The organism is Nocardia australiensis (assembly GCF_020733705.1).
In the GTDB taxonomy this organism is placed as follows: Bacteria; Actinomycetota; Actinomycetes; order Mycobacteriales; family Mycobacteriaceae; genus Nocardia; species Nocardia australiensis.
Genome location: NZ_JAJFZM010000016.1, coordinates 114,795 through 128,972 on the forward strand (window position 1 = coordinate 114,795; position 14,178 = coordinate 128,972).

12 protein-coding genes and 1 pseudogene are annotated in these 14,178 nt (G+C 65.6%); 11 read left to right on the forward strand and 2 right to left on the reverse strand.

Annotated elements, in window-relative coordinates; all coding sequences use genetic code 11:
• Nucleotides 1–66: 66 nt before the first annotated feature.
• Nucleotides 67–321 (forward strand): hypothetical protein, encoded by a 255-nt coding sequence (locus LKE06_RS27845; RefSeq protein ID WP_228002313.1) that lies wholly within the window; start codon nt 67–69, stop codon nt 319–321.
• A gap of 92 nt (nt 322–413) precedes the next feature.
• On the opposite strand, the gene LKE06_RS27850 is transcribed toward LKE06_RS27845, so the two are convergent.
• Nucleotides 414–1,487 carry a M48 family metallopeptidase gene (locus tag LKE06_RS27850; protein ID WP_228002314.1) on the reverse strand — a complete coding sequence of 358 codons (1,074 nt, stop codon included), beginning with the start codon at nt 1,485–1,487 and terminating at the stop codon, nt 414–416.
• 70 nt (nt 1,488–1,557) lie between these two features.
• Between LKE06_RS27850 and LKE06_RS33385 the strand changes: the two genes are divergently transcribed.
• From LKE06_RS33385 to LKE06_RS27895, 10 genes and pseudogenes are all read left to right on the forward strand, one after another.
• Entirely contained in the window at nt 1,558–1,647 is a 90-nt protein-coding gene (locus LKE06_RS33385) for an Ms4533A family Cys-rich leader peptide (protein WP_372477438.1), read from the forward strand.
• A gap of 197 nt (nt 1,648–1,844) precedes the next feature.
• Nucleotides 1,845–2,891: a sulfate ABC transporter substrate-binding protein gene (locus LKE06_RS27855; protein ID WP_228002315.1), complete on the forward strand. Its 1,047-nt coding sequence runs from the start codon at nt 1,845–1,847 to the stop codon at nt 2,889–2,891.
• 129 nt (nt 2,892–3,020) lie between these two features.
• A complete protein-coding gene (cysT, locus tag LKE06_RS27860) occupies nt 3,021–3,836 on the forward strand; it encodes a sulfate ABC transporter permease subunit CysT (protein WP_228002588.1) in 816 nt (271 codons plus the stop codon).
• Between the two features lie 138 nt (nt 3,837–3,974).
• A complete protein-coding gene (gene cysW / locus LKE06_RS27865; RefSeq protein WP_228002316.1) occupies nt 3,975–4,781 on the forward strand; it encodes a sulfate ABC transporter permease subunit CysW in 807 nt (268 codons plus the stop codon).
• A complete protein-coding gene (locus tag LKE06_RS27870) occupies nt 4,778–5,773 on the forward strand; it encodes a sulfate/molybdate ABC transporter ATP-binding protein (RefSeq protein WP_228002317.1) in 996 nt (331 codons plus the stop codon). The genes cysW and LKE06_RS27870 overlap by 4 nt, the downstream gene beginning before the upstream one ends.
• Nucleotides 5,774–6,241: 468 nt before the next feature.
• Nucleotides 6,242–7,381, forward strand: a complete 1,140-nt coding sequence (locus tag LKE06_RS27875) for an Hsp70 family protein (RefSeq protein WP_228002318.1) — start codon at nt 6,242–6,244, stop codon at nt 7,379–7,381.
• A gap of 126 nt (nt 7,382–7,507) precedes the next feature.
• Nucleotides 7,508–8,518, forward strand: coding sequence for an AurF N-oxygenase family protein (locus LKE06_RS27880; RefSeq protein ID WP_228002319.1), 1,011 nt, complete (start codon nt 7,508–7,510; stop codon nt 8,516–8,518).
• Between the two features lies 1 nt (nt 8,519).
• Nucleotides 8,520–10,103: an FAD-dependent oxidoreductase gene (locus LKE06_RS27885; RefSeq protein WP_228002320.1), complete on the forward strand. Its 1,584-nt coding sequence runs from the start codon at nt 8,520–8,522 to the stop codon at nt 10,101–10,103.
• Nucleotides 10,104–10,957: 854 nt separating this feature from the next.
• Complete coding sequence (locus LKE06_RS32840; RefSeq protein ID WP_308188451.1) at nt 10,958–13,072, forward strand: Hsp70 family protein; 2,115 nt, start codon at nt 10,958–10,960, stop codon at nt 13,070–13,072.
• Nucleotides 13,073–13,170: 98 nt separating this feature from the next.
• Nucleotides 13,171–13,302 (forward strand): annotated as a pseudogene (locus LKE06_RS27895) (HAD family hydrolase); the annotation flags it as partial.
• A 69-nt stretch (nt 13,303–13,371) separates the two neighbouring features.
• Here the strand turns inward: LKE06_RS27895 and LKE06_RS27900 are convergent.
• Nucleotides 13,372–14,160, reverse strand: coding sequence for a sirohydrochlorin chelatase (locus LKE06_RS27900; protein WP_228002321.1), 789 nt, complete (start codon nt 14,158–14,160; stop codon nt 13,372–13,374).
• Nucleotides 14,161–14,178 lie beyond the last annotated feature (18 nt).

Consider the following 14,178-nt stretch of genomic DNA (forward strand, 5'->3'; position numbering starts at 1 on the left):
GCTGCCATCGGACCTCCGGTGAGGTTCACCGGATGAGCTGATTCGGCGCGTGAGTAGGCTGTGGTTGTGCATCAGATCGCTGGATGGTGGGACGGGTTCGAACTATGGGTGGCGGGGTTGCCGTTCATCCCGCAGTTCGCGGTTGTCCTGGTCGGCATGGTGCCGGTCAGCTTCGCGATCGCCTACGCGCTCGATCGGATATTGCGTGCGGTAATGCGGATGCTCGATCGTCGGCACGCGCCCACGAACCCCGGCGCGCATGACGATCTGCCCGCGGCCGGCGTGGAAACGCGCGAGACCGTGCAGAGCGGAGCGCATTGATGCCCCGCTCACGCGTGCAACTGGCGTTGGTCGCTCTTCTTGTTCTCGTCCTGGTCGCCTGGCTGTTCACCCGCTAGCGCGAGTCGGCCGGACTACTCGGCGGGCGGGTTGTCACGGTCACCGGCGCGCCAGTCATTGAAGCGTTTGCCGATTTTGGACACGGTTTCACCGACTTCGTGCCCGACTGTGTTTACTGCCGAACCGACGTCGCGGCCCAGATTGCGCACGGTGCGAACCAGAGGGTCCTCGGACTGGTCGAAGTTCTGCCGATAGGTGCGTGCGGCTTCCTTCATCTCCTCGGTGATGCTGGTGTTCTTGTCGTGCTCACGGCGCGGGTAGTCGCCGCCAAGAATGCGGTTGTAATCACCGGACTGGATCCAGCGGCGCAGTTCGGCCGCGCGCAGCACCGAGAACGGATGGCTCTGCAATTCCAGATTGAGCAGCTTCAGTACCCCGTCCCGCAGGTCGCCGGAGCGCTCGTAATCGTCGGCCTGGGCGAGGAACGCACCATGGTTCATTTCGTTGATCCAGGTACCGCCCGCGGTCTTCATATGCACCCGGACCGATGCCTCGACGTCCTGTCCGCACAACAGCCCGGCCCGATCGCCCGACAGTTCGGATTTGCGACTCCACTCCATCAACGCGGCCACGATGGCGCGTAATGCCCAGCCGCCCACCGGCATCCAGCCGATACCGGCCGACAACCGCAGCAGGTGCATGAGCATGGTGCGGTATACCGCGTGACCCGATAGCGCGTGACCGAGTTCATGGCCGATGACGAAGCGCAGCTCCTCGGTGTCCATCAGATCGATGAGTCCAGTGGTCAACACGATGAACGGGGTGTCCATGCCAATGGTCAGCGCATTGACGTGCGGGCTCTGCAGCACGAACATTTCCGGCGTGGTTTTCGCGTCGAGGATTTCGACGCAATCCTCGCGTAACTGGTGCAGTGAGCGGAACTGACGCTCGTCGACCCGGACCGCGGTCGCGAGGTACAGCAACCGGTGCTGTCGCTCCTGCAACAACCCCGACATCGTGCGTAGCACGGTGTCGAATCCGGTCAGCGATCGCAAGGTCACCAGGGCGGTGCGGTCGGCCGGATGTTCCCATGTGCGCGTGCTGATGCCCGGCAGGCGGACGCGGACGCGATCTGGGCTGGTAGTCATGGGATGAAACCCCCGTCTTCCTGGAATTTTTCATTTCGAACTCGTGGCGGTGCTCTGCTACAGTCTGCCCGTGTCTTCGAGAGCCGTCCCGCAGGTCCGCCATGAACTGGCGTTGATCGCTGTCGGCAATCTCGCGGTCGCCGACATTCACTGTCGCTGATCGGTGACCGGGCACTTCGGCGCGTCGTTCCCCTAGACTGGCGTGCGCCTTTTCGTAGATTTGCTCGAACCCCGACGGCCGTTTCGCCGCCGACAGCCGCGCCACCGCATCAGTCAGCCGCGGCTCTACCGATCAATATCTTCTTCACCGTCACCGAATGCCGACAACTGACGGTTCGTTGGAAAGGTCCACCCCTCATGTCTCGTAAATCTTGGCTCTCGCCACGTCGTCGCTTCGGCGCCGCCGTTCTGACCGCGGTCGCGGCGGTCGTGCTCACGGCGTGCGGCGGTGGAGCCAGTGACACGGTCGGAGGCGGTGGCCCTGACGGTAGCGGTGGCACCCTGAACCTCTATGCGTACGCGGTCCCGAAGGCCGGTTTCGACAAGGTCGTGCCCGAATTCAACAAGACTGACCAGGGCAAGGGCGTTCAGGTCAACGGGGCCTACGGCGCGTCGGGCGATCAGTCCCGCAAGGTCAAGGACGGCGCCGAGGCCGATATCGTGAACTTCTCGGTCGAGCCCGACGTCACCCGCCTCGTCGACGCCGGCCTGGTCGACTCGAGCTGGAATGCCGATGCCACCAAGGGAATTCCGTTCGGCTCGGTCGTGTCGATCGTGGTCCGCAAGGACAACCCGAAGGGCATCAAGGATTGGGACGACCTGTTGAAGCCGGGCGTCGAGGTGGTCACCCCGAACCCGTTCAGTTCGGGCTCGGCCAAGTGGAACCTGCTGGCCCCGTACGCGGCCAAGAGCGACGGCGGCAAGAACCCGCAGGCGGGCCTGGACTACCTGAGCCAGCTCATCTCCAACGATCACGTGAAGGTGCAGCCGAAGTCGGGCCGCGAAGCCACCGAAACCTTCCTGCAGGGCACCGGTGACGTGCTGCTGAGCTATGAGAACGAGGCCATCTTCTCCGAACGCAACGGCGACCCGATCGAGCACCTCGTTCCGTCGACCACGTTCAAGATCGAGAACCCGGTCGCGGTGCTGAAGAACAGCAAGAACCTGGAGAAGGCCACGGCCTTCCGCGACTTCCTGTATACGCCCGAGGGGCAGAAGGCTTGGGCATCGGCCGGTTTCCGCCCGGTCGATCCCGAGGTGGCCGCCGACTACGCCGAGGACTTCCCGAGCCCGCAGAAGCTGTGGACGATCGCGGACCTGGGTGGCTGGCAGACGGTGGACAAGGATCTGTTCACGCCGAACACCGGTTCGGTCGCGGTCATCTACGACCACGCGACCAAGTAGCTCGGTGACCTGGGACGAACGGGATACTCGAAGACCGTGATACACAGCAGCAGCACCGGAACCGAGCCCGCGCCCGGTTCCGGCGTTTCCGAAGAAGCGGGCACCGCGGTGTCCGCCGCATCCAGGCGTTTGAACTGGTCGTGGTTGCGGGTCACCGGTTCGGTCGGCCCGCTCGGCATCGCCACCGCGGTGTTATGGCTCAGCATCATCGTGCTGCTGCCACTGGCCGCGCTCACTGTCACGTCCTTCGATGACGGTTGGTCCGGCTTCTGGGACGCCGTTACCGCGCCCGCGGCGCTGGACTCGTTGCGCATTACCGTCCTGGTTTCGGTGGTGGTCGCGGTGCTCAACGTGGTGATGGGCACGCTCATCGCGTGGGTGCTGGTCCGGGACGACTTTCCGGGCAAGAGCATCGTCAATGCGCTGATCGACCTGCCGTTCGCGCTGCCGACCATTGTGGCCAGCATCGTGCTGCTCTCGCTGTACGGGCCGCAGAGCCCGGTCGATATCCACCTCAACGCCACCCAGCCCGGTCTGATCGTCGCGCTGGCGTTCGTGACGCTGCCGTTCGTGGTGCGGTCGGTTCAGCCGGTGCTGATCGAGGCGGACCGCGAGGTGGAGCAGGCCGCGCTGTCGCTCGGTGCGGACAACTGGACCACCTTCCGCAGGATCGTGCTGCCGACGCTGGCCCCGGCCGTCATCAGCGGTGGCGGACTCGCCTTCGCCCGTGCCATCGGCGAATACGGTTCGGTGGTGCTGATCGGCGGCGCCATTCCGCGCAAAACCGAGATGGCCTCGCAGTACATCCAGAAGCAGATCGAGATCGACCGCCCGGTGAACGCGGCAGCGGTTTCGGTTGTGCTGCTGGTGATCTCGTTCGTGACACTGTTGGTGCTGCGGCTGTGGGCCGAGCGCAGTGTGCGGAAGGAACAGGCGGCACGATGAGACACAATCGCGACGCGCTCGTCGTGGCGCCGGGGTGCGGGAACCCCCGCAGGCTGGAGCCGGCACGATGAGACACAATCGCGACGCGCTCGTCGTGGCGCCGGGGTGCGGGAACCCCCGCAGACTGGAGCCGGCACGATGAGACTTTCCGCATGGACCCGCATTTCATTGCGGACCGTAGCGCTGGCCTATCTGTTTATTCTGCTGGTGCTGCCGCTGATCATCATTCTGTGGCGGACCTTCGGAAAGGGCATCGGCGCGTTCATCGACTCCATCACCACACCAGCGGCGATCTCGGCGTTCCAGCTCTCGATCATCATCGTGGCGATCGTTGTCCCGTTGAATGTCGTATTCGGCGTTGTCACCGCGATCGCGCTGGTGCGTGGCAGGTTCCCGGGCCGCACGCTGGTGCAGGGCATCGTGGATCTGCCGTTCGCGGTATCACCGGTCGTGGTCGGCGTCGCACTGATCTCGCTGTGGGGCGCGGGCGGCTGGTTCGGCGGCCTGCAGGGTGTCGGCTTCAAGGTGATTTTCAATCTGCCGGGCATGGTTATCGCCACCATCTTCGTCACGCTGCCGTTTGTCGTGCGTGAGGTCGAGCCGGTGCTGCAGGAAATCGGTGATGACCAGGAGCAGGCCGCGGCCACCCTGGGCGCCTCCCGATGGCAGACGTTCTGGCGCATCACGCTGCCCGCGATCCGCTGGGGTCTCACCTATGGCGTGGTGCTCACCGTGGCGCGCGCGCTCGGCGAATTCGGCGCGGTGATCATGGTGTCCTCCGCGCTGCCGGGTAAGTCACAAACCCTGACACTGCTGGTGCACGGCCGATACATCAACGACCACAACACCTTCGGTGCCTACGCCGCCGCCACCCTACTGATGGGCATCGCCCTCGTTGTCCTTCTGCTGATGACTCTCCTCGAACGTAAGCGGGCCACCAAGTGATTACCGTGACCAATGCGAAGAAGAACTACGGTTCGTTCGCCGCCCTCGACGATGTCACCATCGATATCCCCTCTGGTGAACTGACCGCACTGCTCGGGCCGTCGGGTTCGGGGAAGTCGACGCTGTTGCGCTCGATCGCGGGCCTGGAATCGCTCGACTCCGGCGTTGTCGTCATCGCCGGACACGACGTCACCAGGATCGCGCCGCAGAAGCGCGATATCGGTTTCGTATTCCAGCATTACGCCGCGTTCAAGCACATGACGGTGCGCGATAACGTCGCGTTCGGACTCAAGATCCGCAAGCGCCCCAAGGCCGAGATCGCCAAGCGGGTGGACGAACTGCTTGCCATCGTCGGCCTCGACGGCTTCCAGCACCGTTACCCCGCGCAGCTGTCGGGCGGCCAGCGCCAGCGCATGGCATTGGCTCGCGCGCTGGCCGTCGACCCGCAGGTGTTGCTGCTCGACGAACCGTTCGGCGCCTTGGACGCCAAGGTGCGTGCCGACCTGCGCACCTGGCTGCGTCGCTTGCATGAGGAGGTCCACGTGACCACCGTGCTGGTCACCCACGATCAGGAGGAGGCGCTCGACGTGGCGGACCGGATCGCGGTGATGAATAAGGGGCGTATCGAACAGATCGGTACCCCAGATGACGTGTACGACCGTCCCGCCAACGAATTCGTGATGTCCTTCCTCGGCGCGGTGGCCCGCCTCAACGGACACCTGGTGCGCCCGCACGATATTCGTGTCGGACGCGACGCCAGTATGGCGTTGGCCGAGCACGAGGGCACTGCGGAATCGTCGGGTGTCACCAGGGCGACCGTGGAACGTGTTGTGCACCTCGGCTTCGAGGTTCGCGTCGAGTTGCGCAACGCCGCCACCGGCGACCTGTTCGCCGCGCAGGTGACCCGCGGTGATGCCGCGGCATTGCACCTGAACGAGGGCGAGACCGTCTACGCCAGGGCGACTCGCATTCCGGAGTTACCGGCCGGATAGTGGTCTTCGCTAGGCCGAAGTGGGGCGCACTGATCAAAGATGGTGTGCGCCTGGGCAATTGACCGGACTTGCGCTTGGCGGGCTCGTCTTTCTCGCTGTACTCGCGCGGCACTCGCCCGACGACAAGCGGGCGCCGCTGTGGCAGTCGGCTCGAGCTGCCGCCGGACGACCGAATAGCTGATGCATAGCGACGCGCTCATCGACGTCTGGCAAACATCGACCGGGCATTTGTCGAATACCCGCGCACCATAAGCGAATCCAGACATCGATGGGATGTTGGTGCGAGTGAGCTGCGAGGCTGCCGCGACCGGCCCGCCTCGTGCCGAGATAGGCGGCGGGCGGACAACCCGATGTCCGGTGGTTGGCACGCTGATTGCCAAGTGGTTGCCTGATCGAGTTCGAAGCAAACTCGGCTCGTCGAAGAGGTATCTTGCGATGGCGGTTGGGCTCGGTCTGAGCATCGGCACGGTGAACACGATTTCTGCTTTGGCACAAGAGGGTTCGGTCCGAGTTTCGCGGGGAAGACACGCGCTGCGGCGACGGCATTCCGCCGCCGAGCAGCCACCGACGGCAACCCGCCGAACCACCCTGACCTTCGATAGCACCGGTACCGCCCGGGTCGGCATGATGCCGAAGCACGGTCGTGCGATCGCCGAATTCGCCGACCTCACCCAGCGCACGCGACGGCAGGCCAGAGTCGGCCATCGCGCGTTGAGCTCAGCGGACCTGGTCGCGCTCGTCGCCGAATGCCTCATCACAGAAGTGCGGCGCGATTGCCGGGCGGCCGATGCGGGCGTCACTCTTACCTATCCGGCGGGCTACGACGAGGATCTGATCGCTGAACTGCGTGCGGCATTGGATGCCGTCGGACTCGGGCAGGTCGTGCTGGTCGCGGAACCGGTCGCGGCCGTGACCTGGCTGGAGGCCGCTCGGGGGCCGCTGATGCCCGGCCTCACGCTGGTCTACGACCTCGGTGGGGCCGGCCTGGATGTGACGCTCGTCCGGGTCGGTGCCGGGCGCTCGGCCGATCCGATTGTCGGCACGTCGCTGCGGTCACCGGAATTCGGCGGCCGGGCCTTCGGTGCCATGGTCGCGGAGCGGGGCGGGCGCGGCATCGCCCCGGCCGCCGGTACCGGTGGTGTCGCCGGTGCGACCGCCGACCAATTGCGCACCGAGCACGTGCGGCGCTCGCTGGGCCTGGTGTACCGCTGCTTGCGTACGGCCGATGTGACGATGGCCGATGTCGACTGTGTACTCGTTGTCGGCGGCGCCGCGCGACCGGCCGAGGTGTCCGAGGTCCTCGCGGCCGAATTGGCGCGCCCGGTGATCATGGCACCGGATCCGGAGCGCACCATCGCCAACGGTGCGGCGATCATGGCGCGGCGAACCACTGCCGCGGCCGAAGAGGGGAGCAAGCCGGACGGCGCGAAATATCGCGGCACGCACCGCCGAGTGGCGACCGTGCCCGCGCTGTTGACCCGCTGGACCCGCCTGGGGCGGACGAAGTTCGCCGTTGCCGCCGGGATGTCGGCGGGTGGTATCGGGCTCGCGCTGGCGTTGCCCGCGGATGCGGTGGTCGCCGGGTTGGCGGAACTCGGGGTCTGGTAGCGGCTGTCGTTTTTGTGGCGGGGTGGGCCATCGGGGCTGCTCGTAGTGTGCCGGGTTGACGCGGGTCACTGTTGGTGTAACTATGGGAAACATATAAAAGGTTCCCTGAGGAAGGCAGTGACGACGATGTCCGCAGCCGTGACGCCCGCCAGCGATCCCGATCCCGATCTCGAGCAGGCGCAGGAGTACGCCGCAAAGCTGCTGCTGCTTTCCGAGGGGTCGGTGAACAGGCACTTCGACCCCTTCGAAGACATCGACTGGGACAACCCCGACTACGCGGCCGACGCCGGCGAAGAGCGGTGGATCCTGCCGGTGTCCGGCGATACGCTCGGCCGTCATCCCTGGTATCTCGCGCTGTCCGACGAGGAGAAGATCCGGATCGGCAAGTACCGCCAAGCCAATGTCGCCAAGGTCGGCCTGCAGTTCGAATCCATCCTCATCAGCGGCATGGTGACGCATAACTTCGGCCTGCCCAACGGCTCGCCGGAATTCCGGTACTGCTCCCACGAGATGATCGAGGAGCACAACCACACCCTGATGTTCCAGGAGATGGTGAACCGGATCGGGATCGACGTGCCCGGCATGGGCCCGCTGGTCCGGAAGTTCAAGTATCTGGCCGCGCCGGTCGCCGCGAAGATGCCGAACCTGTTCTTCATGGCCGTGCTCGCCGGCGAAGAGCCGATCGACCACATCCAGAAGGCGATTCTGCGCTCCGGTGAAGAGGTCCACCCGATCATGCTCGGCGTGATGGCCATCCACGTCGCCGAGGAAGCCCGCCACATTTCCTTCGCGCACGAGTTCCTGAACAAGCACGTCCCGAACTCGAAGCCGGTCGACAAGTTCGTGCTCTCGCTGGCGATGCCGATCGTCATGTGGATCCTCGGTCGCTCGATCGCGACACCGCCGAAGACCTTCTTCGAGGAGTTCGACATCCCGGATTTGGTCCGCAAGGAACTGTTCTACGGGTCCAAGGAAGCCAAGCGGGTCTTCAGCGACTACTTTGCCGACGTTCGCGCGCTGGCGAAGGACATCGGCCTGATGAACCCGATCGCCAAGCGGGTCTGGAAGCTGCTCGACATCGACGGTTACACCACCCGGTACCGTTCGGAGCCGTTGCGCGTGGTCAAGGCCGCCTGACGTGCCCTACGTTGTTACGCAGTCCTGCTGCAGCGACGCGTCGTGCGTGTACGCCTGTCCGGTCAACTGCATCCATCCGACGCCGGACGAGCCGGAATTCCTGAGCGCGGACATGCTCTACGTCGATCCGCAGGCATGTGTGGACTGCGGCGCGTGCGCGAGTGCCTGCCCGGTGGACGCGATCACCTCGTCGAAGAAGCTGACCGATGAGCAGAAGCCGTTCATCGAGATCAACGCCAACTTCTATCGGCAGTCGCGTCCGCGTCCGCTGCTGGCGAAGCCGGTGCCCGCGGCCGAAATTCACGCCGAACGCCAACCCTTGCGGGTGGCGATCATCGGCTCGGGTCCCTCGGCCATGTACGCGGCCGACGAGTTGCTGACCCAGCCCGACGTATCGGTGACGGTGTTCGATCGCCTGCCGGTGCCCTACGGCCTGGCTCGCCACGGTGTCGCACCGGACCACGGCAAGACCAGACAGGTGAGCGAGCTTTTCGACGTCATATCGGCACAGCCCGGCTTCGGGTCGTACCTGAATCTCGAGGTGGGTAAGCATATTTCGCATAAGGAGCTGCTCGAACACTTCCATGCGGTGATCTACGCGGTCGGTGCGTCCACCGACCGCAAGCTCGGCATTCCGGGGGAGGGGCTGGCGGGCAACGTGTCCGCCACCGACTTCGTCGCCTGGTACAACGGGCATCCCGATCATGCGGGCGACACCTTCGACCTCTCGCAGCGCTGCGCGGTGATTGTCGGCAACGGCAACGTCGCGCTCGACGTGGCGCGCATTCTCACCAGTGATCCGGAGACCCTGACGGGCACCGATATCGCGCCGTACGCGCTGCGGACGTTGCGGGACAGCAAGATCGAGGAAGTCGTCATCCTCGGCCGACGCGGCCCCGCCGAATCCGCTTTCACCGTCCCGGAATTCGTCGGATTGCTCGGTGCCGATGTCGATATCGCCATCGAGGGTGGGTTGCCCGAACCGTCTGCGGGCCAGCCGTATCAGGTCGAACAGAAGCTGCGACTGCTGCACAGCGTGGCCGCTCGTCCGTTCGGCGCGCGCAAGCGAATCGTCTTCCGGTATCTGGCCGCACCGACCGAGATTCTCGGTACCGACGAGGTGACCGGCGTCGAGGTGAGTCGCAACGAGCTTGTCACCGACGCCGATGGTCGTGTCCGTGCCGTGGCCACCGGTGCAACCGATCGACTGGAAACCGGCGTCGTACTCACGTCGGTGGGCTACCGCGGTGTTCCATTGCCGGGCTTGCCATTCGATGATCGGGCCGCGGTGATTCCCAACCTCGACGGTCGCGTCTTGGAGCAATCCGGCGGCGCGGTGCTGCCTGGCGCGTATGTCACTGGCTGGATCAAGCGCGGCCCCACCGGTTTCATCGGCACCAACAAGTCGTGTGCGCAAGAGACAGTGCGGCAGCTGGCCGATGATTTCAATGCCGGTCGCTTGTGTGAACCACACAGCAGCGCAAAGGAATTCGATCGTCTGGTGCGTAACCGCCGGCCCGCGGTCCTTGCGGCGGGCGCGGTTGCCCACCGTAGCGGGGTCCGCAGGCTGCTGGTCCGTAGTTGATCACCAGCTGCTGAGAACGCCGCGAAGGCGGTAAGGTCCGAGAGGTCGTCGGCACCTCGGTGTTCGGTCACGCGATGAGGGCGTGTTCGGGCCGAGGTGCCGCGCCTGTTTCATCGGTCGATCACTGAGCCGCGAACCCACCGTCGATCGCGAGCGCCGCGCCGGTCACGAGCGCCCACGTGCGCCGACGAAGGGCCATTGCTCTACCGACTCCTGAGCTTGCGCCGGTGATGAGCACGACCTGCTCCGCGAACCGTCTAGCGATCGTTGTCAAATCCCTTCTGGTTCTTGCTATTCGCTCGGATCCGGTCCTGAGTCCCGTGCTGTCCTGACCGCATCGCTGGATCCAAGTCAAGCCGGTAGGACAGAGGGGTGCTAGCGGAAAATGGCCGTCACATTTGATGTGTCATATTTTGCGGGTCAGTACGGCCGTGCCATTAAAAATGGTGCGGTCGTACCGTAAGGAGCGCACTCCTGGCAACGGCTTAGTTACCGACCGGTTGGTGTGCGTTGTCCAAGTCTGGATGGTCGCGATCGAGTGGCCTCGGCCGTCGCGCTGGAAGCGTTCGTTGATCGCTGTGAAGTAGCGGAATCGCGCACACGACAGGCGAATCGCCGTCGCTCCGGGTTTTAATCAGACTTGTTCGACCGTTCTACCTGCGCAAACACTGGATGATCAACGATGGCGAAATTTTTCATATCAATTCGACATCCGTAATCGCCAGTAAGCAGTTAACCTGTGGGGGCTGTTTGGAAGACGACCGCGGCCACATGGTTCTCCTGTGTGATGGACGTGGTCACGGTGCGTTGACGGGATAGCAATGACTTTTGGCGTGGGTTTCAGCATCGGTTCAGTGAACTCCGTATCGGCCTCGATGATCGACGATCGTCCCCGGCCTTCGGTGCGCACCCGACGCACTTCGGTGACGTTCGACAGCGTCGGCGGCATTCGAATCGGTGGAATTCCCCAATTCAGCATGGCGATCAGCGATTTCGCCGATCTGGCGCAGGACCCGGACTCGGTAGTGGTCGGTGGCCGGATATGGTCACCCGCGAATCTGGTGGCCGCAGTGGTCAACGGCATGCTCGACCTGGTCGATCCCGATGTCGGCGCCGTATCCACCTACCCCGCAGTCTATTCCGGTAAGCAGGTCGCGCTGCTGCGGCAGGCACTCGATCTGTCCGGCGCCAGGGACGTGGTGTTGGTGCCCGAGCCGGTCGCGGCCGCGGAATGGCTCGAAGAAGAGCAGGGCCCGTTGCGGGACGGCTTCGTGCTGGTGTACGACCTCGGTGGCAGCAGCCTCGATGTCTCCATCGTGCGGGTCGGACCGGACTGGCCCGACCACCCCATGGTCGGAAAGCCTCAGCGTTCATACGATTTCGGCGGCCGCCCGCTGGGCTCGATGATCGCGCGATACGCCCGCCGCGCCGCGCCGGGCCAGCCGCCGCAGTCGATGACCTCCATTGTCGATATCGACGGACTCCGGACCGAACACATTCGGGACTCCTTCGAGGTGGTGCGGGCCTGCCTGCGTTCGACCGGACTCGCCCTTTCCGATATCGATCAGGTACTGCTCGTCGGCGGTGCCGCACGCCCTGCCGAGGTAGCGCGGACGCTGGCCGAACTGGGCCGACCTGTGGTGATGTCGGTCGATCCGGGGCAGGTCGTCGCCACCGGCGCCGCGTGCTATGCGGCACGCATCTTCGAGCCCGCCGCATACGGTGGCAAGTTGATGACCCCGCATCCGTCGGTGTTCTCCAGTGCCGCAATCGCTTCCGCGATCGCGGTGTCGGCAGTGACGGTGTTCGGCGGACCGGTCGAGACCGGTATGTCGCCGGTACTTGATCGGTTCCCCGGCATCGACGTCCCCGCCGATGCGCTGATCTACCAGCCCGGCGGTGATGTGCTCATCGACTCGGATGCCGGATCATGGCGATCCGGCGGCGAAGCCCAGCCGGTGGCATACGTCCCCACCGCACGACATCCCGCGGCCCTATCGATCGCGCCCGTGGTGCGCACAACTCCACTCGGCCCGACCATGAGCGAATCACGCCCCGCCGTACATCGCGACACCCGATCCTGCTGCAATACAGGGAATTCCGGTGCCATGGAGGCCCCGTACGCCGACCCGGCCCGGTTCCGCAACCCGCTGCCGTTCGCTCCCCCTGTTCCCGCGCTGAAACCGTCGGCCCAGCTGCCCGCCACGCCGAACCAGCCGGTGTCCTCACCCGCCATCCCGAGCGTGAGTCTGCCGAGCGGCTTCCCTGGCGCGGCTTCCACTCCCGGCCGGTTCAATCCGAAGCCCGCGCCCAAACCCGGTGCGACCACCGGAAACATCCCCGGTGTCGGCACCGGCGGGTCACTGGACACCCCGGGCTTCGGTGGCACTATCGGCTCGGCACCGGGTCAATCCGCTACGGGTGGACCGGCTTCCAACGGAAGCACGTCGGAAGCGTCCTCGACCGGCACGTCAACCGGCGGCGTCGGCGCAGGTGGGTCCGCCGCGAGTGGGACCGGGACGACCTCCAGCGGCGGAGCTACCTCGGGTGGATCCACCTCAGCCGGTTCGGGGGGCGCAGCATCGGGCGGTGCCTCGTCCGATACCTCCGATAGTGCGTCGTCGGGTGGTGGTGCGTCGTCGGGTGGTGGTGCGGGTTCGGGTGGTGCGTCGTCGGGTGGTGGTGCGGGTTCGGGTGGTGCGTCGTCGGGTGGTGGTGCGGGTTCGGGTGGTGCGTCGTCGGGTGGTGGTGCGGGTTCGGGTGGTGCGTCGTCGGGCGGTGGTGCGACTTCCGGTGGAGCCGCCTCCGGCGGTACTTCGTCGGGTGGTGCCTCCTCCGGTCGAGGCTCCTCCAGCGGTGCCTCGGGTGGCGGCTCCGGCAATTCGGGTGGCGGCTCCGGCAATTCGGGCGGTGGCTCCGGCAATTCGGGCGGTGGCTCCGGTGGCTCCGGCGGCGGCCACAGCCGCTGACTCCGGGGTGGAGCTGGTCAATTGAGTTATGGGTAGCGCCGGAACGGGGCAGAATGGGGTGGTGGTTGTAGCCGGGGGACCCCAGCTCATCGCGCTGGATGTGGACGCCGACGCTGCTGCGGACGGGATCGCCGGTCACGAATCGGGTGGCGGATGCTGTTGCCGCAGCCGTGGCGGCAGGCGCGCAAGTGGTCGTGACGACCGGCAGGACGTTGCTGACGGCGCGCCCGGTACTGCGGGAACTGGGGTTGATCGAGGGCCATGCGCTGTGTTCCAACGGTGCGGTCCATATCGACGTCTCAGGCCGAAAGGCCGATGGCGGTGAGGTGGGCCGTGGCGTAGCGGTCGAGGACTACGTCGGTGAGGTGGGGGTGGTCGCCGATTGTTTTCGCGTGCATGAGGTTCGGATCCGTGGCCGCGAGACGGTCGGTGAGCATGCCGGGGGCGAGGAACCAGGGGGCGACGAGGATGCGGGTCGCGCCGTTGGCGCGTAGTCGGGAAACCGCTTGCGTCAGAGAGGGTTCGGTGGTGGCGAAGCAGGTGGTGGTCTGCCATGCGGTATCGGTGCCGAGCTTGCGGGCCACGGTTGTGGTGCGGACATTCGCGTCTCGTACGGAGGAACCGACCGCGGCGACCGCGATGCCGATGCGTTCATCGGCGGGATCGGCGCCCTCGGCCGACACCGCGTCGCGAACGGCGGCGATCAGGCGGGCGTCGGTGCCGAGGACGTCGGCTTGGGTTAGTCGCAACCGTGGTTGCCGCGTCGCCGCGGCGGCGAGGATACCGGGCAGGTCGACCCGGGCGTGAAAGGCGCTGCCCAGCAGCAGCGGTACCACGATCGCATGCGTATGCCCCTGTGCGGCAACGACATCCACCACCTGCTCCACCGAGGGCGTGTTGAGGTCGAGGAAAGCGAGACGCACCGTGAGATCCGGTCGTGCGGCGGCGATCCGCGCGACAACCGCAGACATGGTTGCGGCCGATCGAGGGTCACGGCTGCCGTGCGCGACGGCGATCAGTGCGGGTGACTTCGCCGCAACCCACGTGGCCGCGTCCACGGTTCGCGGGATCGTCACGGCTGTGGGCATGGGAACGGTCCGCGCCAT